Raw genomic sequence first — 26932 nt, 5'->3', positions numbered from 1 at the left:
GGCTCAGCTCCCGGACACACGCATCAGCGCCAATTGCTTCGCGACACAGCTGAGCAGGTCCGGCAGCCCGGGCGAACCGATCAGATAGGTCCTGCCCAGGCCCGCCGCCTGGCCCGCGGCAACGTCACTGGGCTTGTCCCCCACCATGAACGACCGCTCCCGGTTGACCGGAAAGCGACTCGCCGCCTCATCCAGCAGGCCGGGCAGCGGCTTGCGGCAGGCACACCCGGCTGCCGGCGCATGTGGACAATGGTAGATCGCATCGAGCAGCACATCTTCGGCCGCCAGCAGAACGGTGAGCCGCCGATGCACGTCCTGCAACGCTTGCTCGTCAAACAGGCCGCGGCCGATCCCCGACTGGTTTGTCACCACGATCAGCAGATAGCCGGCGCGCACCAGCTGGCGCAGTGCCGCGCCCGTGCCAGGCAGCAGGCAGACATCCTGCGCCCGGGCGACATAGCCGCGATCCTCCATCAGGACGCCGTCGCGGTCCAGAAAGGCTGCGGCCCTCATTCCATTCCCAACCGGCGCAGGATGGCGCTGGTGGACTGTCCGGGCACGAAGGGCAACGCCATCGCCGTGCCACCCCAGCTGCGCACCAGCGCGGTTTCCGCCAGCGTTTCGATGGCGTAGTCACCACCCTTCACATAGATGTCGGGCCGCAGCGCGGCGATCAGCGCCAGCGGAGTATCCTCCTCGAACAGCGTGACGGCGGTAGTGGAGGTCAGCGCTGCCAGCACCAGCAGGCGATCCTCCTGCACATTGACCGGGCGCCCTGCCCCTTTCCCCAGCCGGCGCACCGAGGCGTCGGTGTTCACCCCCACCATCAGCGCAGCGCCCAGATGCCGCGCGGCAGCGAGGTAGCTGACGTGACCCCGATGCAGGATGTCGAACACGCCATTCGTGAACACCAGCGGTCGCGGCAGCTGCACGCCCGCCACCGCGTCCGCTGGTATGATCTTGTCAAACAAGGTTTGCTCACTATCGACGGCTGTCATGTCGCCCTTCCTTGCCAACTTGGCCGAGCATCGCACAGTGTTTGCCACGCTGGAGCGGCTCGACGGCGCGATCACCAGCGCCGGGGCGGCCATGGCGCTCAGCCTGCGGACGGGTGCGAAGGTGATGTTCTGCGGCAATGGTGGCTCCGCGGCGGACAGCCAGCATCTCGCGGCCGAACTGACCGGCCGCTTCGTGGCGGACCGGGCACCGCTGGCCGGCCTGGCGCTGACCACCGACAGTTCCGCGCTCAGCTGCATCGGGAATGATTACGGGTTCGAACGGATCTTCGCACGGCAGGTCGAGGCACTCGGCCGGGCCGGCGATTGCCTGCTGGGCATCTCCACCTCCGGCAACTCGGCCAATGTGATCGCTGCCTTTGCGGCGGCGCGCAGCCGGGGCATCGTCACGATTGGCCTGCTTGGCCGCGATGGTGGGGCCATGCTTCCGCTGAGCGACATCGCCATCATTGTCGAAAGCAGCGTCACCGCACGCGTGCAGGAAGCGCACATCCTGATCGGGCACAGCCTGATCGGCATGGTAGAGCAGGCACTGGGCTGCGACGGCTGAGCCCGTCATCTCACGGCGGCCCTGCGCCCCACAGGCGATCCCGCGCCACCCAGCCGCTCCGCCGGCCGACGACGAACCGGCACCACCCGCCATCGCACTGGCCCAATCGGCCGACCACGCCGGCCTGCACCCGCCAGCGCAGTGCCGCGGCCGTATCGGGTTCTGCGCGCATTGCGGTCTCGCCCTCCCCCGTCACCATCGCGGTGCGGTCGGGATCCAGCAATCGTGCAGCGATCCACCCGCGGGCGCCGTCGGGATCCTCAACCAGGCGCCAGCCTTCGTTCAGCCGCACCACCTTCAGCGGCAGACCTGCCCGGCGATAGATCCACTCGATCGGGAAATCGACGCTGGGGCCGACGCGCATATAGACCTCGTCCTCCCGCAGACTGGCCCAGTAGGGCACGGCCCGCTCCTGCGCGGCGGCGGGAACGGGAGTTGCGCAGATTATCAGCCACAGGCCGGCAAGAAGAAAAGAGGTTCGCACGCTGCCCGCGATAGAGGCAGTGCCACTGACAAAGCAACACAGCACGCGTTCCAGACAGTCGGGCGTCTAGTAAACGCCCGACCCGTGAGTCTTGCCGAACTCGCCAAGCAGCTCACGGTAAGTAGCCTCCGGCTTGCCATAGGTGCAGCCGGACAGCGTCTCCAGACCGGCACGGTCGCGGATGGTGATCCGGCCGCGATTGGCGCGGATCAGGCCTTCGCCTTCCAGCAGGTGCAATGTCACGGTGACACCACTGCGCTGCGCGGAGATCATGGTGGCCAGGAACTCGTGCGTGACCGGGATCTCGTCGCCCGGCATCCGGTCATGACACATCAGCAGCCAGCGGGCGAGGCGCGCCTCCATCATCTGGTTGGACCGCGACACGATAGAAAAGGAGAGCTGCAGCATGGCATACAGGAGGTAATGCGAGAGGAGCTGACGCAGCTCCGGCGATTCCGCGACCCGATCGATCAGCACATCCGCAGGGATGGCGATAACGGCCGCACCATCCACCTGCACGAACGTCTCGAACATTTCCGCCGAGCCGCCCAGGATGGTGCCGATCCCGACCATTCCCTCACGGCCGATCAGCCCGACTTCGGTGCGCATCCCGTCGGTCGACATCGTGGCCAGTATGCCACCTTCCGGAAACAGGAACATGGGCAACGGCTCGCCCGGTCCGGCAAGCCGCTGGTTCCGCAGCAGGTCGAAACGGATGCAATGTGGCTCCAATACGGCCCTGTCGGCTGCGCTCAGACGCCTGAGCAACAGGTTCGACATGAACGGGTTTCTCAACAGTTCCTCGCGTGCGGTACGCGGCATGGAAAATGGCGCGGAATAGTTCATGACATCCTTCCTGGACCTTTCTCCACTGGCTTCCTCGAACCTACATACGTACCAAAAAGCTCTGCGGATGCACTGTCCGCTGCCAGACGCTCTACTTACGCACTTTCACAAAAATCAATAGCGATCTATTTTGTTTCCAGTCAATCGCCCGTCAGAATGCGATCAACGAGCTGCTTCACTGTGGGTGTGAAGTTGTTGGAATAGAACGGATCCTGTTTGAACCGGTAGGCCGCATGGCCGGCGAACATCAGGTTATCGTCCGTCGGCGCCCCATGGGCGATGTCCTGTAAGGTCTTCTGGATGCAGAAGCTGCGCGGATCGGCCAGACGCCCGGTGGTGTAATCGTCGTGGTCCTTCCACGAAGAAAAACCGCAATGCGACAGACAGCCCATGCAATCCGCCTGGTCCTTGCGGATCATCGCGCGCTCCGCCGCATCGACGAAGATCAGCGTGTCGTCCGGCGTCTTCAGCCCTTCGGTGTAACCCGCCGCCACCCATTGCCGTGCCCGCTCCCGATCCCCGGGGGTGACCCAGAAATTCTTGCCCTTGACGCCCACATCCAGTTGCACCGTGTGATCACCTGCTGCCACGCGCGACCAGGGGATCTGCCGCTCCGACCGGGCCACCAGGCTCTTCAGGAACGGATTGACCACGGCCGAGCTGTAGAAGCCCGTCGGGCTGAAACGGTGCAGCAGCACGTCGCCGGGCTCCAGATCGCGCAAGGCGTCCTTCCAGCCCTGCGGGATCGGGCTCTCATGCGTGAGCAGTGGGCGAGTGCCGTACTGGAAAGCGATGGAGCCGAGTTCCGGATTGTCGATCCAGTGATCCCATTCGCGCAGGAACCACACGCCGCCGGCCATGATGATCGGCACGTCGTCCGAGATGCCTTCAGCCCGCATGGTGTCGCGCACGGCCTTGACCCGGGGGTACGGATCTTCCGGCTTCAGCGGATCTTCCGCGTTCGACAGGCCGTTATGCCCGCCGGCGAGCCACGGATCCTCGTACACCACGGCGCCCAGCAGCGCGCCATATTTGTGGTAGGCCCGCTTCCACAAGGCGCGGAACGCCCGGGCGGAGCTGATGATGGGCAGGTAGTTGACGTTGTAGCGGGCGGCGATCTCCGACAATCGGTACGGCATGCCCGCCCCACAGGTGACGCCGGCCACCAGGCCACGAGTGCGTTCCAGCACGCCTTCGAGGATGGGCTGCGCGCCGCCCATTTCCCACAACACGTTGATGTTGATCGCGCCCTGCCCACCGGCAATCTCGTGGGCGCGCTGCACCTGCTCCACCGCGCCATCGATGGCGTACTGGATCAGCTGCTCGTGTCGTTCCAGGCGCGTCTTCTGCCAATAGACCTGCGGCACGATCTTGCCTTCCGGATCATAGCTGTCGGCATTCACCGCGCTGACCGTGCCGATCCCGCCAGCAGCCGCCCATGCGCCGGAGCTGGTGTGATTGCTGGCCGACACGCCCTTGCCGCCTTCGATCAACGGCCAGACCTCACGACCACCGTAAGAAATGGGCTTCAGCCCTTTGAAACTCATCGTAAATCCTTGTCGCGTGTCATTGCGGTGCCGGCGCCCTTCCGCCCGCTCCGTCCGATGGTCCCGATCGGTTGCTGGCCATGGCGCAGGGCCTGATATCTTCCGGCTCCGGTCGCTCGGCCATGGCCTCGAACTGGGCATAATAGCCGGCCAACGCCGGGTGGCGAATGAATTCCACCAGCCGATAGCCGACCTGACCCAATTCGCAGAACAGCAATTGCGGTGGGATGCCGTGGCGGTCCGGGCTGCGGTCCACATCCACCACCACCAGCTGTCCGCCCGGCCGTAATGCCGGGTGCAGGTTCCACAGGAAGGCGTAGGGGTCGCCGACCTCGTGATACATGTGGATCAGGAAGATGCGGTCGAAACTGCCGGCAGGCAGATGCGGGTCGTCAGGCGATCCGCCGGTGATGGAAACATTGTCCAACCGCTCCGTCTCGACCCGGTCACCCAGCCGCAGCAGCGCGCCGCGATCGATGTCCTGCGCCAGCACGCGGCCTTGCGCGCCCACGGCTTCGGCCAGACGAACCGTGTAATAGCCTTCACCAGCGCCGATATCGGCAACGCTCATCCCCGCGCGCACGCCCGCAAGCTGCATCACGGTGGCGGCTTCCTGCCGGCTGTCGCGCAGATCCTCGTCCGCAAACGCCGTTGCGCCGAGGGCAGAAACCGGGCGATCGGCCGCGGGAAAGACAGGCGCGTTTCCTGTCCCGCCTTCTGAATCGGCGGGCGAGCACGCGGCAAGCGCTAGCGGCAGGCAAAAGGCATAATGACGCAGCATCTTGCTCGCGGCCATAGCGGGTTGTGCCGCGCGTGGCAAAACCGGGCGTATCATGCTCCCCAGTCCCGCGCGGCAGCCGCTCAGTCCACGTCATCCACTTGCACTTGCTCGCCCGTCACCTTCTGCGCCAGCGCGGCGGCGATGAACGGGTCCAGCGCACCGTCCAGCACATCGCCCGGCGCGGTCGAGGTGGTGCCGGTGCGCAGGTCCTTCACCAGCTGGTATGGCTGCAGCACGTAGGAACGGATCTGGTGCCCCCACCCGATCTCGCTCTTTTCCTGATATTCACCGCTGGCAGCAGCCTCCCGCTCCGCCATTTCGCGCTCGAACAGACGAGCCTTCAGCATGCCCATGGCCGTGGCGCGGTTCTTGTGCTGACTGCGATCGTTCTGGCTGGCGACCACGATACCGGTCGGCACATGCGTGATACGCACCGCCGAATCGGTCGTGTTGACGTGCTGACCGCCCGCACCGCTGGCGCGGTAGGTGTCGATCTTCAGGTCGCTGTCGTTGATCTCGATCTCGATGTTGTCGTCGATGACAGGATAGACCCAGACCGAACTGAACGAGGTGTGCCGCCGCGCGGAGCTGTCATAAGGGCTGATCCGCACCAGCCGGTGCACGCCGGATTCGGTCTTGGCGTAGCCATAGGCGTTCTCGCCCTTCAGCAGCAGCGTGGCGGACTTGATCCCCGCCTGCTCGCCCGCCTGGTACTCGACCGTCTCCACCTTGTAGCCCTTGCGCTCGGCCCAGCGGGCATACATGCGGAACAGCATTTCCGCCCAGTCCTGGCTCTCCGTCCCGCCGGCACCGGCATGAATTTCCAGGAAGGTGTCGTTGCCGTCGGCCTCGCCCTTGAGCAGCGCCTGCACCTTGTCGGCGTCGGCTCGGTCGGCCAGGCGGGCCAGGGTGGACAGGCCTTCGGCGACCGTATCGTCATCGCCCTCGGCTTCGCCCAGCTCGACGAACTCGATGGCGTCGGCCATCTCCGCGGTGATCTCCTTCACCGTGCCGATCGCGGCATCCAGCTGGCGCCGCTCCCGCATCACGGCTTCTGCCTGCTTGGGATCGTTCCACAGGTCGGGATCTTCGACCCGGGCGTTCAGCTCGTCCAGGCGGCGCAGCGCGCGCTCCCAGTCCAGCGAGCGGCGGACCAGTGCCAGCGCCCCCTGGATGCGATCGATATGGGCCTGCCCTTCGGCACGCATGTCGTGATAACTCCGTCAGATGTCAGAAACGGCGCCTAGCGGAGGACGCCGGAAAGGGAAAGGTCGCTGCCGGCCGGCCGGTCAGCGATCCAGCGCCTGCACCGCCGCCAGGGTCCGGCGAACATGTTCGCGCCAGTCCAGGTCGGAATGGACCATCACGACACGCCCGTCCTGACCGATGACATAGGATGTGCGATCGGACACGCCGGTCGCCTGCCCTTCGCGCTGCAGCGCCACGTCGAACGCCCGGACCGCGGCCGGGCTGGCGACCGCCACCGGGAAGGCATCGCGGCATTCCTCGGTGGAGAACCGCCGCAGCGTCGACAGATTGTCCGCCGACAGGCCGACAACCTGCGCCCCGGCGGCACGAAAATCGGGCATTGCCTCGGCAAAGGCGTGCGCTTCCAGCGTGCAGCCCTGCGTGAATGCCTTCGGAAAAAAGTACAGCACGACCGGGCCGCGGCGCAGCGCCTGCTGCAGGTCGAAGGTGAACGTGCGCCCCGCGAGCGCACCCTGCGTGCGCAGCGCCGGAGCCTGTGCCCCGGAGCGCAGCGCTGCCGAGGCAGGCGCACCGAAGGCCGGAACCAGCAGCAAGGCGGCAGCAGCGGCAAGAAGAGTGGCGCGGATCATGGCGTATCTATGCGCCCCACCCTCGAACCTGTCCACTGCCGATCAGTACAGTCCGCCCTGCTGCTCCACGAAGCTGTCTTCGCGCTCTGCCGCCGCAGCCGCAGCCGCCCTGGTGGACGCGCGTTCGGTGCGCCGCAGCTGCGCCATGATCAGTTCGCGCAGGGAATCGACCCGATCACCACGGCGTTCGCGTGCAGGCTCGCTGTCCGGCTTGAACGCCTCCCAGATCACCCCGGCGCGCGGATCGGAATCGCTCGGCCAGCTGCCGAACACCCGCTTGCCGCTCCGGCGGTCCACCCGCACCAGCCGCACGCCGGCAGGCGCCAGGAACGGCCGCCCGCTCCACTTGCCGGGCGTCTCTGTCACGAACTGCTTGAAGATCGGCGCGGCCAGACGCCCGCCCTGCGCCCAGCCGCCCATGCTGCGCGGCTGATCGTAACCCATGTATACGCCGGCGACGATGTCCGGCGACCCGCCGACGAACCACACATCGGTGGGCCCCGTGGTGGTGCCGGTCTTGCCGAACAGCGGAATGTCCAGGTCGCGCAAGTTGGTGGCCGTGCCGCGCTGCACCACGCCTTCCAGCATGTGCACCGTCTGGAACGCGGTACGTGCATCCATCACCTGCCGCCCACGATCGCCGAGCCGCGGCATCGGGCGCCCGTCCCATTGCGGCATGTTGCAGCCGGTGCAATCGCGGGTGTCGGCGCGCCAGATCACCTTGCCCCGGCGATCCTGCACATAATCCATCACGCTGGCATCATGCTGCAGGCCGTGATTCTCCAGTGCGGAATAGGCATTGACCATCCGCAGCACCGTGGTGCTGCCGGCACCCAGCGCATAGGACAAGTAAGGCTGGTCGTAAGTGCCGATCCCGGTGCGGCTGAATGTCTTGAGGACGTTGGGCATCCCCGCATCGGCGGCGATATGCACTGTCATCAGGTTGCGCGACTGCTCCAGGCCCCAGCGCATCGTGTGCGAGCCGCCACCGCCGCCGCTGAAATTGCGGAAGCACTTCTCGCCAAGGCCAGCGCCCTGATACACGCAATAGGACGTGTCCGGCACCATCGTGGCCGGCGTCATTCCCTGGTCCAGGCCGGTGGCATAGACGAAGGGCTTGATGGTGGAGCCGGGCTGCCGCTCCGCCTGCGTGGCGCGGTTGAAGCTGCTCAGCCGGAAGTCGAAGCCGCCCTGCATCGCCAGCACACGGCCGGTGGCGGGATCCTGCGCCACGAAGGCGCCGGAGATCTCGGGCACGGTCCGCACGCGGAACCTGCCGCCGCCCACCGGAGAAACCGCCGTCACATCGCCCACCTTCAGCGCATCGGGGAGGCCGCCCAGCGGCGCCTCATCGCCATTGGCGAAGCCGATCGTGGCGGATTGCCCGCTGCGATCCGTGACCACGCCGATCCGCCAGTTCTCGTAAGCGATGCCGATATTGGCGGAGGCGAGCTGCTGCGTCATGCTGCCATTGTCCGGGTCGATCGTGGCCACCGGACCATGCCAGCCCCGCCCGCCGCCGAAGCGCAGCAGCCCTGCCCGCAGCGCGTCGCGCGCGGCATCCTGCAGCTGCGTGTCCAGCGATGTGCGCACCCACAGGCCGCCGCCATAGACGGAATTCGGCCCGTCCTCTGCCTGCTCGCCATAACGGTCGATCAGCTGCCGGCGTACCTCTTCCAGGAAGTAGCCCGCATCGGCGGAGCGCTCCTCGCTGCGCTGCTGCACCAGGCCGAGCGGCTGCGCCTTGGCCGCACTGGCCTCCGCGACGGAGATGTGCCCGTTCTCCTCCATCGCATCCAGCGCCCAGTTGCGCCGCTCGATCGCGCTGGCCTCGTTGCGGGCGCGGCCATACACCTCCGGTGCCTTGGGCAGGATCGCGAGGAACGCCATCTGGTGCAGCTCCAGATCCTCGACATCGCGGTCGAAATAAGCGCGCGCCGCCGCCTGTACGCCGAAGGATCGGCGGCCGAGCGGGATCTCGTTCAGGTACAGCTCCATGATCTGCTGCTTCGTCAGCACGCTTTCGATCCGGGCCGCCAGCACCATTTCGCGCAGCTTGCGGCTGATCGAGTATTCGTTTCCGACCAGGATGTTCTTGGCAACCTGCTGCGTGATGGTGGAACCGCCGCGCGCCCGCTGCCCGCTGCCGATCTTGCTGGCATAATCCACGACGGCGCCGGCCACGCCTGGCACGTCGACACCGGCATGGGTCCAGAACGTCTTGTCCTCTGCCGATGTGTAGGCATTGACCAGCTGGATCGGGAAATCCTTGAACTGCAGCTGCACGCGTCGTTCGCGGGCAAAGGAATGGACGATCTCGCCATCCATGCCGCGCACCACGCTCGGCAGCGGCGGCTCGTAGGTCAGCAGGCGATCGGCATCGGGCAGATTGCGCAGCAGCAGCAGCCAGCCGATGACCAGCAGCAGCAGCAGGACGCCGAGGGCATAGATCGCACGCCGCAGTCGCGGGCGAGTGCGCCAGCCATCCGCCAGCGCGGCGAAAACGCCTTGTGCACGGCGGAGACGGTAGCGGGACGGTGTATCAGCTTCGGCCATGATTGCCCGGGCCCTAGCATGGCTGCGCGCCCTCGCGCCACTGTTCACAGGCCTGGCGGGTTCGGGCGCGCTGGAGGTGCGACACTTGGGTCCGCCGTGCAACATGGTTGCCCAGGGGCGCTGCGGCTGCTAGCGATGGCGCCGGCCCGTGCCTGACCGGCACAGGCGCCTCCTCCGGCCGAACGCGATCGACTGATCGATCACTCACCGCCGGATCAATACCGACAGGTTGATGCCGCAATGACAAGAACAGGACCGTCCGACACGCTGCAGCCAAATCGCTGCATCGTGGCCGTGACGCCTGCGCGGACGCAAGCCCCGCGCCTTGTCCTGCCGGCAATGACATCCGCCGCCGCAACCCTTCGCCCTGCGAAGGGAGTGGGCGGCATCCCCACAGATTGGCGCGCGCCCGCCCGCCTGCGTCCGGCCCCGATGGTCCGGCAGGCAACCGCGCGCGCACGGAGAATACATAATGGCAACACGCATGCTGATCGATGCGCGCCACCCGGAAGAAACCCGGGTGGCGGTGCTGCAAGGCAACCGCATTGAAGAATTCGATTTTGAATCTGCCGAACACAAGCAGATCAAGGGCAATATCTACCTCGCCAAGGTAACCCGCGTCGAACCGTCGCTGCAGGCGGCGTTCGTGGATTTCGGCGGCAACCGCCACGGCTTCCTCGCCTTCAGCGAGATCCATCCCGACTACTACCAGATTCCGGCGCAGGACCGCGAGGCCCTGATCGCGGCGGAGCAGGAGCAGGCCGACGAAGAGGCCGCGCTGCGCGCCGAGGATGAGGATGACGAGGACGGCGAAGAGGGCGAGGACGATTACCTCTCCGGCGAAGACGGCGTCGAGGAAATCGACACGGACGAGAAGGATGACGTCGCCACCATCGAGGATGGCCACGTCGAAGGCACCAGCGACAGCGCCGAGGACGAGAGCGACGACAGCGACAGCCGCCGTCCGCGCCGCCAGGGCCGCCGCAACGGCGCCCGCGCCAAGGAACTGGACGACCTGAAGGCGAAGCGCATGGCGCTGCGTCGTCGTTACAAGATCCAGGACGTGATCCAGCGTCGGCAGGTGCTGCTGGTGCAGGTCGTGAAGGAAGAGCGCGGCAACAAGGGCGCGGCGCTCACCACCTATCTGTCGCTGGCTGGCCGTTATTGCGTGCTGATGCCCAATTCCAGCCATGGCGGCGGCATCAGCCGCAAGATCAGCTCCGGCGCCGATCGCAAGCGGCTGAAGCAGATCGTCTCCGAACTGAGCCTGCCCCGCTCCATGGGCCTGATCGTCCGCACCGCCGGCCTGCAGCGCACCAAGACGGAGATCAAGCGCGACTTCGACTATCTCGCCCGCCTGTGGGACGAGATTCGCGAGAACACGATGTCCAGCAGCGCGCCCGCGCTGATCCATTCGGACAGCGACCTGATCAAGCGGGCAATCCGCGACATCTACAATCGCGAGATCGAGGAAATCGTGGTCGAGGGTGAGGAAGGCTTCCGTTCGGCCCGCACCTTCATGAAGCTGCTGATGCCCAGCCACGTCAAGCGGGTGAAGGCCTATTCCGATCCGGTGCCCCTGTTCCAGCGCCACGGCGCGGAAGACCAGCTGTCCGCCATGTATGATCCGGTGGTGCAGCTGAAGAGCGGCGGCTACCTCGTCATCAACCCGACGGAAGCGCTGGTCTCCATCGACATCAACTCCGGCCGCTCCACCAAGGAGCACGGGATCGAGCAGACGGCCGTCGCCACCAATCTGGAGGCCGCGCGTGAGATCGCCCGCCAGCTGCGCCTGCGCGACATGGCCGGGCTGGTCGTGATCGACTTCATCGACATGGAGTACTCCAGCAACACCCGGAAGGTCGAAAAGGCCATGAAGGATGCGCTGAAGGACGATCGTGCGCGCATCCAGATCGGCCGCATCTCCGGTTTCGGCCTGATGGAGATGAGCCGCCAGCGCCTGCGCACGGGTGTGCTGGAGGCGACCACGCGCTCCTGCCCGCATTGCGACGGTACCGGGCTGGTGCGCACCGCATCCTCCGCCGGCCTGTCGGCCCTGCGCATGATCGAGGACGAAGCCGCCAAGGGGCGCGGCACGATCATCTCGCTGTTCGCCTCCACCGAGGCGACGATCTACCTGCTGAACGCCAAGCGCGGCGACCTGGCGGAGATCGAGAGCCGTTATGGCGTGCGGGTTGAGGTGATGCCGGAGGGCGAGGATGAAGGCGCGAAGATGCGCGTCATCAGCAGTGGCCCCCGCCCGGCCGCCCCGCCCCGCTTCGAACCGATCGCGGACGAGATCGAGCTCGATGACGAGATCGACGAGATCGAGGACGAGGAAGAAGAGGACGCCGAAGCGGAGGAAGAGCAGGAGGCGACAGCCTCCCCCCGCGAGCGGTCGGATGACGACAGCGAAGGCGGCAAGAAGCGCCGCCGCCGCCGCCGTGGCGGCCGCAACCGCAATCGCCGGACCGACGAGGATGGCGAAGGCGAGAGCGAGCACGCCGCCAGTGACGAGGCTGGCGCCGAGGACGTCGCGGAAGAGGTCGACGCCGACCAGAGCGACGAGCGTCCGGCCGACACGCATGACACGGACGAGGACGCGCCGCGCAAGCGCCGCCGGCGTGGTGGTCGACGTCGTCGTCGTCAGGACGGTGACGAGGGTGATGCGGGGCAGTCGGTTGATGCCGATGCCGGGCAACCCGATGCGGCGGATGCTCCGGCGCAGGAGCTGACCGAGCAGCTGCAGGAAGCCGAACTGGCCCCTAATGTCGAGCCTGCCGAAGTCGAGCCGGCCGTCGAAGAGGTCGCGGAGCCTGCCCCTGCCAAGCCGCGTCGCAGCCGTCGCAAGAAGGTGGAGGAAGACTCCCCCGCGGTGGAAGAGGCCGTGGCCGAAGCTGCAGCCGGCGTCATCGCCAAGCCGAAGCGCACCCGCCGCAAGAAGGCCGACGAGGCCGTCGCGGCAGAGCCCGAGGCACCCGCCGCCCCGGAGCCGGCAGCGGAAGCACCGGTGAAGCCCAAGCGCACCCGCCGCAAGAAGGCCGACGTCGAGACCGAGGTTCCGGCCGAAGCCGCAGCGCCCGCCGCTGAGCCCGCCAGCACCGAAGAGGTCACCGAGCCGGCACCCGTTCCGGAGCCCGGTGACGAGACGGCCAATGCCGGCGGACCCCGCCGCGGCTGGTGGCAGCGCACCTTCGGCGCCTGATCTCCAGGTACTGCCACAAGAACGGCGTGATAGGGGCCGGTCCGCACAGCGCGGGCCGGCCCTTTGCCTGTCCGGACCACTGCGGCGGGCACGCTTGCCGACAAGGCCTCGTGCAGCTAGGCCGGCATGCTGTTGCAATTCGATCGCAGGGTAATGACGGGGCGCACGATCCGGATCTGGAGCTGGCTGCACAAATGGACCAGCCTGCTTTGCACGCTGTTCCTGCTGATGCTGTGCCTCACCGGCCTGCCGCTGATCTTCCATGACGAGATAGACAGATTGACGGAGGCTCCCCCGGCCTATGGCGCGCCGGGCGTCGCCTCCTCCGGCACAGCGCCGGTGCTGCTGCCGCTCGACATCATGGCCCGGCAAGCCCTGGATCGCGCACCGGGCGAAGTGCTGGTGTTCATGGCCTTTGACAACGAACAGCCCGCCATGACCATCACGACGGCACCGCGGCCGGACTCGCCAGCCGCCGAGATGACGCTCCATTCCTTCGATCGATCGACCGGAGACCTGCTGTGGTCGGAAGCGGAGGCGGCGGGCGGCGTCATGCACTTCCTGCTGCAGCTGCATACGGACATGTTCCTGGGCCTGCCCGGCATGCTGTTCCTGGGGCTGATGGGCGTGCTGTTCGCGATCGCGCTGGTCAGCGGCGTGGTGCTGTACCTGCCCTTCACCCGCAAGCTGCCCTTTGGCAGCCTGCGCATCACGCGGCGACCCCGGGTCAAATGGCTCGATTACCACAACCTGCTGGGCATCGCCGCGCTCGCCTGGATGATGGTGGTGGGGCTGACCGGCATCATCAACGCCCTGTCCACGCCGATCTATCAGCTGTGGCAGGCAGGTGAGCTGGCGGACATGACGGACGCCTATGCCAGGCAACCGTCGGTTAAGCCGAACGATTATGGCAGCCTCGACCTTGCGATGGCGCAGGCCCGACGCGCTCTGCCGGGCTTCGTGCCGCAGTTCATCGCCTTCCCCGGTGGCGCGTTCAGCTCAGGCCACCATTATGCCGTGTTCTTCCAGGGCAGCACGCCACTGACGCAGCGCCTGCTGACGCCCGCACTGATCGACGCGCGCAGCGGAGCCTTCACCGATGCGCGCGCCATGCCGTGGTACGTCTCCGCGCTGGCCCTGTCCCAGCCGTTGCATTTCGGCGATTATGGCGGCTTGCCGCTGAAGATGCTGTGGGCGGCGCTGACGCTGTTCACGATCATCGTGCTGGTGACGGGCCTGTACCTCTGGCTCGCCAAACGTGCCGCGAACAGCCGGCGTGCGGCAGAAGAGCGGTTCGCGTGAAGCGCAAGGGCGACCTGTTGCAAGTCTTCGGCATTCCGCTGCTGCTGGCGATATGCAGCTTGGTCGGCCTGGTCAGCGCGCTGACCGGCGATGGATGGCGCGATATTGTCGCTTGGATCGCGCTCGCCGTGCCAGTGCTGGCGGTCGGCCGGGCGATACAGCGCCGTCATGCATAAGGGCTTGCCGCTCTGGTCCGCGCTGCTGCTGATGATGCTGACGGGGCGCGCGGCGGCTGCGGATGCGCTGGAGGCGCTGTTCGCGCAGGATCGCCGTCTGGCCAGCGTCGCGGGGCAGTTGCTGGAGGCCAACGCCCCCATATGTCCCGCCCAGATGCCGCTCACCGGCATGATCTTGCACAGCCGCGATCAGTATGCGGGTGATTGGGCCGATCCGCTTTTCACGCAGGGCGCGGTCGCCATTGCGCAGATTCTCCCCGGGTCGGCGGCAGCGATGGCTGGCCTGCAACCCAGGGATGGCCTGGTCGCAGTCGCCGGACAGACGCCCGTCGCGACCGGTGCGACCTTGCGGGAGGCAGCGCTTGCCCTGCTGACCAGCCAGTGGCGACCCGGCGACGACCTGCATCTGCAGATCCGGCGCGAGGACACGCTCCGCGAGGTCGTGCTACATCCTGCCCGCGGGTGCCGTGCGGTGGTGGAGATTGGCACGGGCAACGGCCTGTCGGCGCGTACGGACGGACAGGTGATCCAGATTCCACAGGAACTGTCGACAGCCGCCAGCGATGCGGACCTTGCAGCCATCGTGGCGCACGAGCTGGGTCATGTAATCCTGCAGCATCGCCTGCGGCTGGAAGCGGCAGGGGTCGACAAGGGGCTGCTGGGCGAGTTCGGCCGCAACCGACGGCTGCTCCGTCAAGCAGAAGAAGAGGCAGACCGGTTGTCAGTCCACCTGCTGGCCAATGCCGGCTATGATCCGGCGTCAGCCCCGGCCTTCTGGCGCAGCGCGCTGGGGCGCCGCGTCGGCGGCGGCCTGCTGCGCAACCGGGCCTACCCCTCGCCGGAACGGCGCGCGGAACTGCTCGACGACGAGATCGCCGGCCATCTCGAAATCGGCGCCGCTTTCCATGGCGCGGAGCATCTGGTGCCGTTGCGCGATCAGCCGATTACCGGTGACGATTAGATCGTGCTGATTGGCGCGCCCGAAATGTCGATATAGTTGCGGTCGTAATAGGTCAGGGGGGCACCGTCCTGCCGGTGTCGCGCCGCGACCAGTTCCCCCACGACGATCGTGTGCGTGCCGAAGCGATGACAATCGATCCGCCGGCAGACCATCGCGGACTGTCCACCCAGCAGCACCGGTGCCCCATGCTCATCCGCCCAGTCACCGACCGTAAACCGCTCCGCGCCGCGCGCCTGAGCAAACTGCTCGGCGATGTCCCGGTTCTCCAGTCCCAGGACATTGACCGCGAACAGCTCCGCCTGGGTCAGCGGATGGTGCAGCGACGCAGCCTGGTTGATGCACACCAGCAAGGATGGAGGATCGAAGCTGAGCGAGCTTACCGCAGTTGCCAGGATGCCGTGGCGTTCCCCGGCATGCATGGTCGTTACCGCATGCACGGTGGACGCCACATGCCGCATTGCCGCACGGAACGAGTCGCGGATGGCAGACTGATTCGCTTCACTGTCGATCACGCAGCAGGAGATGGCCTTCCTGCGTCGCGCTGGCAAGGTCCGTTGATGTGATGTGGGTGTGACGTGTTTGTTGACCCTCACATTGTGATGTGACAATGCCGCAGTATGTCAAACTCAACAATCGCCCGCGTCCGTCAGATGATCGCAAGCGGAAACATGACCCGCGCCGGGTTGGCTCGTGCGGCTGGCCTGCACCCCAACACATTGCGCGACTGCACCGAAGAAAGCTGGAACCCCACTGCGGAAACGCTCCGCAAGCTGGAGCAGTTCATCGATGCGAATGCCACCGGTGCGCCTGTGCTGGTCGGGATCGAGGAGATCATCGACGAAGCACGCAACGGTCGCATGTTCATCCTGGTGGATGATGAGGACCGGGAGAACGAGGGCGACATCATCGTGCCCGCGCAGATGGCCACGCCCGATGCCATCAACTTCATGGTAACACATGGCCGCGGTCTGGTTTGCCTGGCATTGCAGCCCGAGCGAGTGGACCAACTGCAGCTGGAACCCATGAGCCGCAAGAACCGCAGCCGCATGGAAACCGCCTTCACCACCAGTATCGAGGCGCGCGAGGGCATCACCACCGGCATCAGCGCGGCCGACCGGGCGCGCACCGTGGCGGTCGCAATCGACTCCACCAAGGGCGCGGACGACGTGGTCAGCCCTGGCCACATCTTCCCGCTCAGCGCTCGCGAGGGTGGCGTGCTGGTCCGTGCCGGACATACGGAAGCATCGGTCGACATCTCCCGGCTGGCAGGACTGAATCCCAGCGCGGTGATCTGCGAAGTCCTGAACGATGACGGGACCATGGCCCGGCTGGAGGATTTGATCGCCTTCGGTCGCAAACACGGCCTGAAGATCGGCACCATTCGCGACCTGATCGCCTACCGTCGCAAGCATGACCACTTGGTCGAACGCCGGAACGAGGCAAGCTTCACCAGCCGTTGGGGCGGCGAGTGGCGGGCGGTCAGTTTCTGGAACAAGGCGACGCGTGGCGAGACACTGGCTTTGGTAAAGGGCCGGATCGATCCGGATCGGCCGACGCTGGTGCGCATGCATTCCTTGTCCGTATTCGACGATGTGTTCGCGCAGGATTGCCAACGCACCGGCCTTTTGGAAGGTGCAATGCGCACCATTGCCGAGGCCGGCAGCGGCGTCGTCGTGCTGATCAGCCGCCCGCAGGAAGATTACGCCAGCCGCTCGATCCGTCATCTGAGCCGCAGCACGGAAGACCCCGCCGCCGCCGCGGTGGAGCAGCGCGATTATGGCGTAGGCGCGCAGATCCTGACGGAGCTCGGCGTCAGTGACATGATCCTGTTGACCAACAGCCGTCACTCGCTCGTCGGGCTGGAAGGTTATGGTCTGTCCATCGTTGGCGAACAGCCGATTACCCCCATGGAGGAGAACGCCTGATGGCCCGGTTCCTGATCGTCGAAGCCCGCTTCTACGCGCATCTGAACGACATGCTGATCGCCGGCGCACGCGGCGCCCTGGAAGAAGCCGGCCATGAGGTCGAGGTGCTGACCGTCCCCGGCGCGCTGGAAGTTCCCGGCGCCATCGCTGCTGCAGCGGAGAGCGGGCGGTATGAAGGGTTCGTGGCACTGGGCGTCGTGATCCGCGGGGAAACCTACCACTTCGAGATCGTCGCCGGTGAGAGCGCGCGGGCGGTCATGGCGCTTACCATGGACGGTATCCCCATCGGGAATGGCATCCTGACGACGGAGAACGAGGCGCAGGCGATCGTTCGTGCCGACCCGGCGCAAGGCAACAAGGGTGCCGGCGCTGCGGTGGCAGCAATGACGCTGCTCGACATCCAGCAGCGTTTTGCCTGAACCTGATCGGGCACCGTTGTCCGCTTCTGCCGTTATGCGGCCATGAATGATCATCCCTGCCTTGCCGGTCCACCCCTGGTGCTGGGCGGCAACGTGTTCGGCTGGACCGCCGACGAGACAACCAGCTTTGCCGTGCTTGACCGGTTCTACGAACTGGGCGGCCGCATGATCGACACCGCGCAGGGCTATTCCGACTGGGTGCCCGGCCACGAAGGCGGCGAGAGCGAAGCGGTGATCGGTCGCTGGCTCGCCGCCAGCGGCGTTCGCGCGGAAATGCGCATCGGCACCAAGACCGGAATGCATGGCGAAACCGGCGACTTGCGGCCGGAACGTGTTGCCGCGGAACTGCAGCAGTCGCTGGAGCGGCTGCAGACCGACTACATCGACCTTTACTACGCTCATCGTGACGAAACCGACACGCCCCAGGAAGATGTTGCCGCCGGCTTCGATGCTCTGGTGGAGGCAGGAACGGTGCGGGAGTTGGGCGCCTCCAACTTCACCTTGGCCCGGCTGTCAGCCCTGAACAATGTGGCGCGCGAGGCGGGAAGCACCCCGTTCACCGTTCTGCAGAACGAATACAATCTGGTCAGCCGTGACGATTATGGCGCCGATTTGCAGGCCTACTGCGTGACGCACGGCATCATCATGCTGCCATTCTACGGCCTCGCGTCCGGGTTCCTGACGGGCAAGTATCGCCGGCGTCAAGATCTCTCCGGACAGGCACGTGGTGGGGGTGTGGGTCCTTACCTGGAGCGCGGCCGACCCATGCTGGAGGCGATGGATGCTGTCTCGGCGGAGACCGGCGCCAGCCTTGGCGCGATTGCCCTGGCATGGCTGATGGCACAGCCCGGTATTGCCGCGCCGCTTGCCAGCGCGCGTACGCCGGAACAGCTGGATGTGCAGTTCGAGGCGGCCGCGCTGACGCTGTCGCCGGAGCAGCTGGCGCGCCTGACCGACGCCGGCCTCTGAGCGCGGAACTGACGAGATGAACGGGACACTGGAATGGATCGCGGCCGGCGGCACGATGCTGGCAGCCGGGCTGATCGCGGCGGATCTGGGTCGTCGCGCAACCGGCTGGGGCTTTGTGTTGTTCTGCGCGGTGGCGATCTGCTGGATCATCTCCGGCCTGACAAGCGACGCCCTGCCGATCGCCGCGATGAACGGCGTGCTGCTGGTCATCAACGCCTGGGGGGTGTGGCAGTACCTGCTGAACCCGAAGAACCGGCGGAAGCTGGAAAAGCTGGAGGAACTGCAGGAGCGCGCAGAGCTCGAGGTGGCCCGGGAGCTCGACTGACCGGGTTGGCGCCGCCGGTCGAATGGCCAGCGACGCCGTACCAGTTCAGGCGCTGATGCGACCAAAGCAGCCCTTCCCGGCATAGACCGCCGTATGGCCCAGCTGTTCCTCGATGCGGATGAGCTGATTGTACTTCGCAAGCCGGTCGGACCGGGCAAGCGAGCCCGTCTTGATCTGCCCGCAATTGGTCGCGACAGCCAGATCGGCGATGGTGGCATCCTCCGTCTCGCCCGAGCGATGACTCATCACAGCGGTGTAGCCTGCGCGCTGCGCGATGCTGACCGCCTCCAGCGTCTCCGTCAGCGTGCCGATCTGGTTGACCTTCACCAGCAGCGAATTGGCTAGGCCCTGCCCGATGCCCATTCGCAGCCGTTCCGGGTTGGTCACGAACAGGTCGTCGCCCACCAGTTGCACGCTGGCACCCACGCGATCGGTCAGCGCCTTCCAGCCGGCGAAATCATCCTCCGCCATCCCGTCCTCGATCGAGCGGATCGGATAATTCGCGCACAGATCAGCCAAATATCCGGCCATCTCCTCGCCGGACAGGGACAGGTTCTCGCCAGAAATCTCGTAGCGGCCGTCGCGGAAGAACTCGGTGGCGGCGCAGTCAAGCGCCAGCACGATGTCCTCGCCCGGCGTGAAACCAGCCGCGGTGACCGATTCCATGATGAAATCCAGTGCGGCGCGCGTGCTGGCGAGATTGGGTGCGAAACCGCCCTCGTCACCCACGGAGGTGGCCAGGCCCTTCTGGTGCAGGCCTTTCTTCAGCGTGTGGAAGATCTCCGCCCCCCAGCGCGCCGCTTCCGCCAGGCTCGGCGCGCCGACCGGCATCACCATGAACTCCTGGAAGTCGATGGGATTGTCGGCATGCTCGCCACCATTGATGATATTCATCATCGGCACGGGCAGCACATGGGCGGAGACACCGCCAATATAAGAATAGAGCGGCAGGCCGCGGGCATCGGCCGCTGCCTTGGCTACGGCCAGGCTGGTGCCCAGGATGGCATTGGCGCCGATCCGCCCCTTGTTGGCGGTGCCGTCCAGTTCCAGCATCGCCATGTCGACCTCGCGCTGGTCTTCGGCGTCCAAGCCGACGACCTGCTCCGCAATCTCGCCGTTCACCGCCTGCACAGCCTTGGTCACGCCCTTGCCAAGATAGCGGCCGGCATCCCCATCGCGCAGTTCCACCGCCTCATGTGCGCCGGTGCTGGCGCCGGAGGGTACCGCGGCCCGCCCGAAGCTCCCATCGTCCAGCAGAACATCGACCTCCACGGTCGGGTTGCCACGACTGTCGAGGATCTCGCGGGCGTGAATGTCGATGATCGCGGTCATGCAGGGTCGGCTCCGATGCTGGCGATGAAATGCCCGGCGCGGCAGCGCCTGGTCAAAGCGCCTCCTATGCGGCGGAACAAAGCCGTGCAAGTCGCGTTCGATTTTGGAACCATGACTGCTGCTTCACGCACGGTCGCAGGAGGACGCCTGTCGCGTCCGCAAGTCAAGAAGGGGATCATGCATGGCCGATACTTTTGGGAATACGACCACGCCGGGTACGCAGCCGATCACGGACGTCACCCCGATCACGCCCGCTGCCACCACCATTCCGCAGACACCGGAACTGGGCGCCAGCCACACCGCCGAAGCCAAAAGCCGCTTCACCGCCGCTCTGGACGAAGCCAAGGCCGGCGCTGCCGCGCTGGGCGCGGAAGCCAAGGAGCGGGCGTCCGCTTACAAGAGCGAGGCGAGCACGCGCGGCGAGAGCTACAAGAATGACGCAACCGTGAAGGCGACCGACCTCGCCTATGACGGCAAGGCCAAGGCCAGCGAAGCTCTCACCAGCCTGAGCCGCCTGATCAGCGACAATGCCGGCACCGTGGACGAGAAACTGGGCGTCAAGTACGGCGATTACGTCCGCAGCGCGTCGCGCGGGATCGAAAGCACCGCGGACCGGCTGAACGAGAAGTCGCTGGAAGAGCTGGGCGAGGATGCCAAGGCGTTCGTGCGCAGCAGCCCTGCCACCGCCCTCAGCCTGGCGGCCGCGGCTGGCTACATGTTCGCCCGCATCCTGCGCAAGTAAGCGCACCATGGCCCATCAGCCTGACACCGTCGTCCCGCCAATGCGGGACGACGGCCTGCCACTCGCCACCAGCGACAGTGCGGCTGCGGCCAATGCTGCCGACTCGGATAACATGCCGGACCGGTCTCTGCTGAGCGATATCGAAGCGGCCTGGCAGGACGGAAAGACTTACGCGTCGGCGGAGCTTGCCTTCCAGAAAACCCGCGCGCGCTTCACCACGGCCAAGCTGAAATCGGTGGCGATTTACGGCATCGCGGCGGCATTCGTGGCGGTGCTGGCGCTGATCGGCCTGACGGTCGGCGCGATCATGAGCCTCGCCACTCTTGTTGGCCCGCTTGCGGCAACTCTGATCGTCGTTGCCATCCTGCTGCTGGTCGCATTCATCCTGGCCAAGCGTGCAGGCCAGAACTGGACCGCGCTGAGCGGCGCCTTTTCATCGGGGGAGCAGCCGTGACCGCCATTGACGTGCAACTCACCGAAGACCGTGCGCTGCGTGATGCGGCGAAGCGGCTGTTCGACGCTGACGTGGCTCTGATCCGGGAAGATCTGGCGCAGCGCGGCGCAGGTGGTCGCATCGCCGACCGCGCGGCTGATGCCGCACTGGATACCGCCGACGATGCACTGAACGCCGCCCGTGAACACAAGACGATGCTCTTCGTCGTCAGCGCCGGTGTGGTCGCATGGTTTGCGCGCGGGCCGATCTGTGAGGCACTGGGCTCCTTGCGGGACAAGGTGGAAGATACGTTCCGGTAGGAACAGCCATTCGCACCCGATTGTTAGATCAGCATCGCCGCATTGCAGAGGATAAGTAGATGAACGTCGTCAAGCACAACGAGATCAAGGACCAGATTGCGGCCGGCGAAGCCCGCATGCGGGCGCGGGAAGAATCCACGCTGCTGGATCGTGCCGGAGAACGCGCGATCGAAGCCAAGGACGGCTTCACCCGCTTTGCCAAGGACCACCCTGTTGCGGTGATCGCCGGCGGCCTGGCTCTGGGCGTTCTGGTGAGCGGTCTGTTCCGCAATTCGCCCACCCGGAAAGCCGGGCGCGTGGCGGCGGAGAAGACCGGGACTGCCGCGACCATCGGATCCCAATTGGCCGCAAGCTGGTTCGCACAAGCCATGGCCGCTGCCGGCGAAGCACGCCGGGCTGGCGCGGATCACGCGGCCGACGTGGCGGATGGCATAAGTGTGGTCAGCCGAAAGGCTCGACGCGAGGCTGGCCATCTGACGCACGAGGCTGGTGCCAGTGCGCGTGAGTTCAAGCGGGATGCGTTGCGCCTGATCGACCGTGCGATGAGCAACCGCAAGCACTGACACATCGCGGCAGGTCTGCCGCATCTGTTGCACTTTGCGCCCTGCCCCGTAAGGAGCGGGGCGCATTTACTTGGCATAACAAGGAAGGGTCTGACGCATGAGCAAGCAATTGCTGCACCTGGTAATGGGCGGACGGGTGACGGATCCGTCCGGCCTGGAGTTCGTCGATCCTCACTCGGTGCACGTCGTGGGTATCTTCCCCAGCTATGACGAGGCGGTGGAAGCATGGCGCAGCAACGCCCAGCGGACCGTAGATGATGCCGAGATGAAGTATGTCATCGTACATCTGCATCGTCTGCTCGAACCGGACCTGCCCGGCGCCTGATCAGGTCGGGCGGCGCGCATGCCGCCGCCCCTCCCCCTGCCGCAGCGGCCGGCGTTTGTCGCCAGTGATACGTGGATTAACACCAGGACGATGAAAGTGGCGCAGACGCTGTAGGTGCTGCGCGGAGGCGACACCCGCTACGCAGGTACTGCGATTATGCTCGCAGCAGAGTCACGGCGGGAAACCCGCCCACGCGCGATCCGGGACGCCTGCGGCCGCCAGAACCATCCAGCTCTTCGCATCGCGAGTGCTCGCACCGCGAGTTGCCGCCCTTGCATGACAACCGGAGCCATGCCGGTCAGTCGGATCGTCCGGGCCGCGTCATCAAGTGGCAGCCAAGTTCAGCGAGCCGGACAGGAGCCGGCTCGCCTTTCGATGATGCTGAGCGAAGGTCAGATGAACTCGATCTTCTGAACCAGATAGAAGCGGTCTCCACTCGGAACCGTCACCTCGACCTCTTCGCCGACCTGCTTGCCGATCAGCGCGCGACCCAGCGGGGATTCATAGGAGATGCGGCCCTGCTTGGCATCCGCTTCGGTCTGACCGACGATCTGGTAGCGCTGCGGCTTCTCGTTTTCGTCCAGCACGGTCACGGTCGCGCCGAAGATGATCCGGTTGCCGGACAGGGTAGCGGGATCAATGATCTGAGCACGGCTGACCCGGTCCTCCAGGTCGGAAATCTGCGCCTCGACCTGGCCCTGCCGTTCCTTTGCGGCATGATACTCCGCATTTTCGGACAGATCGCCGTGCGCGCGTGCCTCCTCGATTGCATCGACGATGCGGGGGCGTTCCTGCCGGAAGGCCTTGAGGTCGGCGGTGAGCTTTTCATAGCCCTCTGCCAGCATCGGCACTCTTTCCATAGACGGTCCCTGTCTTTCTGTCTCTTGGCTGCCCGAAGGGTCAGCGAGCCGCCCCCGCCCGATTGGGCGAACTGACGGCGTTATGTTTTCTGGAAAACGCGCGGTTCAGCCATAATAGTCCTGCAGGGAGCGCACTTCAAGCGCACTGGCCGGCGAGCCGATGCCGCCGCCGCTTGCCCGGACAGACGCAATCGCCTGCACCACGGCCGCACTGGCCGCCGCAGTGGTGTAGTACGGCACCCGCCGGTCGATGGCGCTGGCGCGGATGGACTGGCTGTCCTTGTGGCTCTGCCAGCCTTCTGTGGTGTTGAAGATCAGGTCGATCTCGCCATCCACGATCCGGTCCACGATGTGCCGGCGTCCTTCGGCCACCTTGTTCACCCGCTCCACCGTCACGCCATTTTCCGCAAGGAAGGTCTGCGTGCCGCCGGTTGCCACGATCTCGAAGCCCAGGTCGGCCAACGTCCGGACAGGCTCCAGCATCAGTGCCTTGTCGCTGTCCTTCACGGAAACGAACACCCGCCCTGCCATCGGCAGGGGGCTGCCCGCGCCCAGCTGGCTTTTCAGGAAGGCGGTGGGGAAGTCGCGATCGATACCCATCACCTCGCCCGTGCTCTTCATCTCGGGCGAGAGCACCGGATCGGAACCGGGGAAGCGGCTGAAGGGGAACACCGCCTCCTTCACCGCCATGTAGGGCAGGTCGCGCTTGATCGGCGGGAAGTCGGCCAGCTTCTCGCCCGCCATGATCCGCGCGGCGATCTTCGCCACCGGCTGGCCGATCGCCTTGGCAACGAAGGGCACGGTACGGCTGGCGCGCGGATTGACCTCGATAAGATAGACGAGGCCGTCCTTCACCGCGAACTGCACGTTCATCAGCCCGCGCACGCCCAGCGCCAGCGCCAGTTCGCGCGCCTGGCGCTCCAGCTCCGCGACGATCTCCGCCGACAGGCTGTAGGGCGGCAGGGTGCAGGCGCTGTCGCCCGAATGGACGCCGGCCTCCTCGATATGCTGCATCACGCCGGCGATCACGACATCCTCGCCATCGCACAGCACGTCGACGTCGCATTCGATGGCGTCGCGCAGATACTGGTCCACCAGCACCGGGCTGTCGCCGGACACGTTCACCGCAGTGGCGATATAGTCATCCAGCTGCGCCTCCGAATCGACGATCTCCATCGCCCGGCCGCCCAGCACGTATGACGGGCGCAGCAGCACCGGATAGCCGATGCGCGACGCCGCAGCGACTGCCTCGTCCCGGCTCCGCGCGAGGCCATTTGCAGGCTGCAGCAGGTTCAGCTTGTTCACCAGCAGCGCAAACCGCTCCCGGTCCTCCGCCAGGTCGATCGAGTCAGGGCTGGTGCCCAGGATCGGAATACCAGCAGCCTGCAGCGCGGCGGCCAGCTTCAGCGGGGTCTGTCCGCCGAACTGCACGATCACGCCCACCAGCTCGCCCGCGGTCAGCTCCACGCGCAGGATCTCCAGCACGTCCTCGGCCGTCAGAGGCTCGAAATACAGCCGGTCGGAAGTGTCGTAGTCAGTGCTGACGGTTTCCGGATTGCAGTTGACCATGATCGTCTCATAGCCGGCTTCCGACAGCGCGAAGCAGGCGTGGACGCAGCAATAGTCAAACTCGATCCCCTGCCCGATGCGGTTCGGACCGCCGCCCAGGATCACGATCTTGCGCCGATTGCTGGGCGCGGCCTCGTTCTCCGGTTCGCCAAAAGTCGGCGCCTCGTAGGTCGAGTACATGTAGGGAGTCACCGCCTCGAACTCGGCGGCGCAGCTATCGATGCGCTTGAACACGGGCAGCACGCCCAGCTTCTGGCGCAGCGCACGCACCTCGTCCTCGCTAGTCGCGCCCGCCATGGCGCGCAGCGTGTCGTGTAGCAGGCCGGAGCGCTTCGCCTGCGTCTCGGCCATGCCGCCCGCCACGCCGACCGAGCGCACCGCCAGGGTAGCTAGGCGCTTGTCGGAGAAGCCCATCGCCTTCAGCCGGCGCAGCCCCTCGGCATCGTTCGGCAGGCCTTCCTGCCCGATCATCTGTTCCTCGTAGATGATCTCCTCGATCTGGCGCAGGAACCACTTGTCGTAATGGGTGATGGCGTGGATCTCCTCCACGCTGAACCCTTCGCGGAACGCCTGGCCGACCTGCAACAGCCGGTCGGGCGTCGCCCGGCTGAGCGCAGCGGTGATCTCGTCACGCGCGGCGCCTTCCAGCTCCAGCACGCGGCTGAAGCCGTCGAGGCCTGTCTCCAGCCCACGCAGCGCCTTCTGCATGCTTTCCTTGAAGTTGCGACCGATCGCCATGACCTCGCCGACCGACTTCATGGCCGTGGACAGGCCATTGCTCGCGCCCTTGAACTTCTCGAAGGCAAAACGCGGGATCTTGGTGACGACATAGTCGATCGTCGGCTCGAACGCGGCCGGCGTGGCGCCGGTGATCTCGTTGGTGAGCTCGTCCAGCGTATAGCCGACCGCCAGCTTGGCCGCGACGCGCGCGATGGGAAAGCCGGTGGCCTTGGATGCGAGTGCCGAGGATCGCGACACGCGCGGGTTCATCTCGATCACGATCAGGCGGCCATCCTTGGGATTGACCGCGAACTGCACGTTGCTGCCGCCCGTCTCCACGCCGATCTCGCGCAGCACCGCGATGCTGGCGCTGCGCATGATCTGGTATTCCTTGTCGGTCAGCGTCAATGCCGGCGCGACGGTGATGGAATCGCCGGTATGCACGCCCATTGGATCGACATTCTCGATGGAGCAGATGATGATGGCATTGTCGGCGCGATCGCGCACGACCTCCATCTCGTACTCCTTCCAGCCGAGCAGCGATTCCTCGATCAGCACCTCGGTAGTGGGGCTGGCATCCAGGCCGCTGCGCACGATCGCCTCGAACTCCGCCTTGTTGTAGGCGATGCCGCCGCCGGTGCCGCCCAGCGTGAAGCTGGGGCGGATGATGGAGGGCAGTCCGGTGCGTTCCAGCACGGCGAACGCCTCGTCCAGCGTGTGCGCGGTGCCGCTGCGCGCGCTTCCCAGGCCGATCCGGTCCATCGCCTCGCGGAAGCGCTGGCGGTTCTCCGCCTTGTCGATCGCGTCGGCATCGGCGCCAATCATCTGCACGCCGTACTTCTCCAGCGTGCCGTCCTCGAACAGCGCCAGCGCGCAGTTCAGCGCCGTCTGCCCGCCCATCGTGGGCAGCACCGCATCGGGCCGCTCCTTCTCGATGATCTTGGCGACCATCGCGGGGGTGATCGGTTCGACATAGGTGGCATCGGCCATATCCGGATCGGTCATGATCGTCGCCGGATTGCTGTTCACCAGGACGACGCGATAGCCCTCCTCGCGCAGCGCCTTGATCGCCTGCGTGCCTGAATAGTCGAATTCGCATGCCTGGCCGATGATGATCGGACCAGCGCCAATGACGAGGATGGAGGAGATGTCAGTGCGTTTGGGCATC

Annotated in this window: 27 protein-coding genes; 14 read left to right on the top strand and 13 right to left on the bottom strand. The window is 66.0% G+C overall.

Annotated features, from left to right (window positions below):
* Nucleotides 1-3: 3 nt before the first annotated feature.
* Both D5S08_RS13000 and rfaE2 read right to left on the bottom strand, forming a co-directional pair.
* On the bottom strand, nt 4-513 hold the full coding sequence (locus D5S08_RS13000) for a D-glycero-alpha-D-manno-heptose-1,7-bisphosphate 7-phosphatase (protein WP_121119236.1): 510 nt from the start codon (nt 511-513) through the stop codon (nt 4-6).
* Nucleotides 510-998: a D-glycero-beta-D-manno-heptose 1-phosphate adenylyltransferase gene (rfaE2, locus tag D5S08_RS12995; RefSeq protein ID WP_121119234.1), complete on the bottom strand. Its 489-nt coding sequence runs from the start codon at nt 996-998 to the stop codon at nt 510-512. Before rfaE2 ends, D5S08_RS13000 begins: the two co-directional genes overlap by 4 nt.
* Between rfaE2 and D5S08_RS12990 the strand changes: the two genes are divergently transcribed.
* On the top strand, nt 997-1566 hold the full coding sequence (locus D5S08_RS12990) for a D-sedoheptulose-7-phosphate isomerase (RefSeq protein WP_121119233.1): 570 nt from the start codon (nt 997-999) through the stop codon (nt 1564-1566). The two genes, rfaE2 and D5S08_RS12990, sit on opposite strands and share 2 nt — an antisense overlap.
* 10 nt (nt 1567-1576) lie before the next feature.
* Here the strand turns inward: D5S08_RS12990 and D5S08_RS12985 are convergent, their stop codons facing one another.
* The 7 genes from D5S08_RS12985 to D5S08_RS12955 all read right to left on the bottom strand — a co-directional run bounded on the left by D5S08_RS12985 (nt 1577) and on the right by D5S08_RS12955 (nt 9618).
* Nucleotides 1577-2050, bottom strand: a complete 474-nt coding sequence (locus D5S08_RS12985; protein WP_241557397.1) for an SH3 domain-containing protein — start codon at nt 2048-2050, stop codon at nt 1577-1579.
* A 66-nt stretch (nt 2051-2116) separates the two neighbouring features.
* The gene (locus tag D5S08_RS12980) at nt 2117-2896 is read right to left on the bottom strand and encodes a Crp/Fnr family transcriptional regulator (protein WP_121119231.1); all 780 of its coding nucleotides are present in this window, start codon (nt 2894-2896) and stop codon (nt 2117-2119) included.
* A 140-nt stretch (nt 2897-3036) separates the two neighbouring features.
* Nucleotides 3037-4443 (bottom strand): NAD(P)H-dependent flavin oxidoreductase, encoded by a 1407-nt coding sequence (locus D5S08_RS12975; protein ID WP_121119229.1) that lies wholly within the window; start codon nt 4441-4443, stop codon nt 3037-3039.
* Between the two features lie 19 nt (nt 4444-4462).
* A complete protein-coding gene (locus tag D5S08_RS12970; protein ID WP_241557396.1) occupies nt 4463-5239 on the bottom strand; it encodes a class I SAM-dependent methyltransferase in 777 nt (258 codons plus the stop codon).
* A 65-nt stretch (nt 5240-5304) separates the two neighbouring features.
* A complete protein-coding gene (gene prfB, locus D5S08_RS12965; protein WP_121119227.1) occupies nt 5305-6432 on the bottom strand; it encodes a peptide chain release factor 2 in 1128 nt (375 codons plus the stop codon).
* 81 nt (nt 6433-6513) lie between these two features.
* Nucleotides 6514-7062: a peroxiredoxin gene (locus D5S08_RS12960; RefSeq protein ID WP_121119225.1), complete on the bottom strand. Its 549-nt coding sequence runs from the start codon at nt 7060-7062 to the stop codon at nt 6514-6516.
* A gap of 42 nt (nt 7063-7104) precedes the next feature.
* Complete coding sequence (locus D5S08_RS12955; RefSeq protein ID WP_121119223.1) at nt 7105-9618, bottom strand: penicillin-binding protein 1A; 2514 nt, start codon at nt 9616-9618, stop codon at nt 7105-7107.
* A 472-nt stretch (nt 9619-10090) separates the two neighbouring features.
* Between D5S08_RS12955 and D5S08_RS12950 the strand changes: the two genes are divergently transcribed.
* The 4 genes from D5S08_RS12950 (at nt 10091) to D5S08_RS12935 (ending at nt 15262) form a co-directional block, all read left to right on the top strand.
* Complete coding sequence (locus D5S08_RS12950) at nt 10091-12823, top strand: Rne/Rng family ribonuclease (RefSeq protein WP_121119221.1); 2733 nt, start codon at nt 10091-10093, stop codon at nt 12821-12823.
* Nucleotides 12824-12949: 126 nt separating this feature from the next.
* Nucleotides 12950-14125: a PepSY-associated TM helix domain-containing protein gene (locus D5S08_RS12945; protein ID WP_241557394.1), complete on the top strand. Its 1176-nt coding sequence runs from the start codon at nt 12950-12952 to the stop codon at nt 14123-14125.
* Entirely contained in the window at nt 14122-14301 is a 180-nt protein-coding gene (locus tag D5S08_RS12940) for a hypothetical protein (RefSeq protein WP_121119217.1), read from the top strand. Before D5S08_RS12945 ends, D5S08_RS12940 begins: the two co-directional genes overlap by 4 nt.
* Nucleotides 14302-14305: 4 nt before the next feature.
* Nucleotides 14306-15262, top strand: coding sequence for a M48 family metallopeptidase (locus D5S08_RS12935; RefSeq protein ID WP_126665564.1), 957 nt, complete (start codon nt 14306-14308; stop codon nt 15260-15262).
* Here the strand turns inward: D5S08_RS12935 and D5S08_RS12930 are convergent.
* A complete protein-coding gene (locus D5S08_RS12930; protein WP_121119213.1) occupies nt 15259-15774 on the bottom strand; it encodes a flavin reductase family protein in 516 nt (171 codons plus the stop codon). The genes D5S08_RS12935 and D5S08_RS12930 overlap by 4 nt on opposite strands.
* Before the next feature lie 105 nt (nt 15775-15879).
* On the opposite strand from D5S08_RS12930, the gene ribB reads away from it, so the two are divergent.
* Genes ribB through D5S08_RS12910 form a run of 4 tightly spaced genes read left to right on the top strand, consistent with a single transcriptional unit; the run spans nt 15880 to nt 18900 of the window.
* Entirely contained in the window at nt 15880-17187 is a 1308-nt protein-coding gene (ribB, locus tag D5S08_RS12925) for a 3,4-dihydroxy-2-butanone-4-phosphate synthase (RefSeq protein WP_121119211.1), read from the top strand.
* On the top strand, nt 17187-17606 hold the full coding sequence (gene ribH / locus D5S08_RS12920) for a 6,7-dimethyl-8-ribityllumazine synthase (RefSeq protein WP_121119209.1): 420 nt from the start codon (nt 17187-17189) through the stop codon (nt 17604-17606). Before ribB ends, ribH begins: the two co-directional genes overlap by 1 nt.
* A 42-nt stretch (nt 17607-17648) precedes the next feature.
* The gene (locus tag D5S08_RS12915; RefSeq protein WP_121119207.1) at nt 17649-18575 is read left to right on the top strand and encodes an aldo/keto reductase; all 927 of its coding nucleotides are present in this window, start codon (nt 17649-17651) and stop codon (nt 18573-18575) included.
* Nucleotides 18576-18591: 16 nt separating this feature from the next.
* Nucleotides 18592-18900: a hypothetical protein gene (locus D5S08_RS12910; protein WP_121119205.1), complete on the top strand. Its 309-nt coding sequence runs from the start codon at nt 18592-18594 to the stop codon at nt 18898-18900.
* A 45-nt stretch (nt 18901-18945) separates the two neighbouring features.
* Here the strand turns inward: D5S08_RS12910 and eno are convergent, their stop codons facing one another.
* On the bottom strand, nt 18946-20232 hold the full coding sequence (gene eno / locus D5S08_RS12905; protein WP_121119202.1) for a phosphopyruvate hydratase: 1287 nt from the start codon (nt 20230-20232) through the stop codon (nt 18946-18948).
* Between the two features lie 181 nt (nt 20233-20413).
* On the opposite strand from eno, the gene D5S08_RS12900 reads away from it, so the two are divergent.
* From D5S08_RS12900 to D5S08_RS12880, 5 genes are all read left to right on the top strand, one after another.
* A complete protein-coding gene (locus D5S08_RS12900) occupies nt 20414-20974 on the top strand; it encodes a hypothetical protein (protein WP_241557393.1) in 561 nt (186 codons plus the stop codon).
* A 7-nt stretch (nt 20975-20981) separates the two neighbouring features.
* Nucleotides 20982-21428 carry a hypothetical protein gene (locus D5S08_RS12895; protein ID WP_241557392.1) on the top strand — a complete coding sequence of 149 codons (447 nt, stop codon included), beginning with the start codon at nt 20982-20984 and terminating at the stop codon, nt 21426-21428.
* On the top strand, nt 21425-21727 hold the full coding sequence (locus D5S08_RS12890) for a hypothetical protein (RefSeq protein ID WP_121119200.1): 303 nt from the start codon (nt 21425-21427) through the stop codon (nt 21725-21727). The genes D5S08_RS12895 and D5S08_RS12890 overlap by 4 nt, the downstream gene beginning before the upstream one ends.
* Nucleotides 21728-21786: 59 nt before the next feature.
* On the top strand, nt 21787-22290 hold the full coding sequence (locus tag D5S08_RS12885) for a hypothetical protein (RefSeq protein WP_121119198.1): 504 nt from the start codon (nt 21787-21789) through the stop codon (nt 22288-22290).
* A gap of 97 nt (nt 22291-22387) precedes the next feature.
* Nucleotides 22388-22615 carry a DUF4170 domain-containing protein gene (locus D5S08_RS12880; RefSeq protein WP_121119196.1) on the top strand — a complete coding sequence of 76 codons (228 nt, stop codon included), beginning with the start codon at nt 22388-22390 and terminating at the stop codon, nt 22613-22615.
* A gap of 392 nt (nt 22616-23007) precedes the next feature.
* On the opposite strand, the gene greA is transcribed toward D5S08_RS12880, so the two are convergent.
* Nucleotides 23008-23475 (bottom strand): transcription elongation factor GreA, encoded by a 468-nt coding sequence (gene greA / locus D5S08_RS12875; RefSeq protein WP_121119194.1) that lies wholly within the window; start codon nt 23473-23475, stop codon nt 23008-23010.
* Nucleotides 23476-23580: 105 nt separating this feature from the next.
* Nucleotides 23581-26931, bottom strand: coding sequence for a carbamoyl-phosphate synthase large subunit (gene carB, locus D5S08_RS12870; protein WP_121119192.1), 3351 nt, complete (start codon nt 26929-26931; stop codon nt 23581-23583).
* Nucleotide 26932 lies beyond the last annotated feature (1 nt).

This window comes from Croceibacterium ferulae, from assembly GCF_003660445.1.
Lineage (GTDB): Bacteria > Pseudomonadota > Alphaproteobacteria > Sphingomonadales > Sphingomonadaceae > Croceibacterium > Croceibacterium ferulae.
The sequence above is the reverse complement of the archived record's forward strand: the minus strand, read 5'-3'. Positions and strand labels throughout refer to the sequence as shown.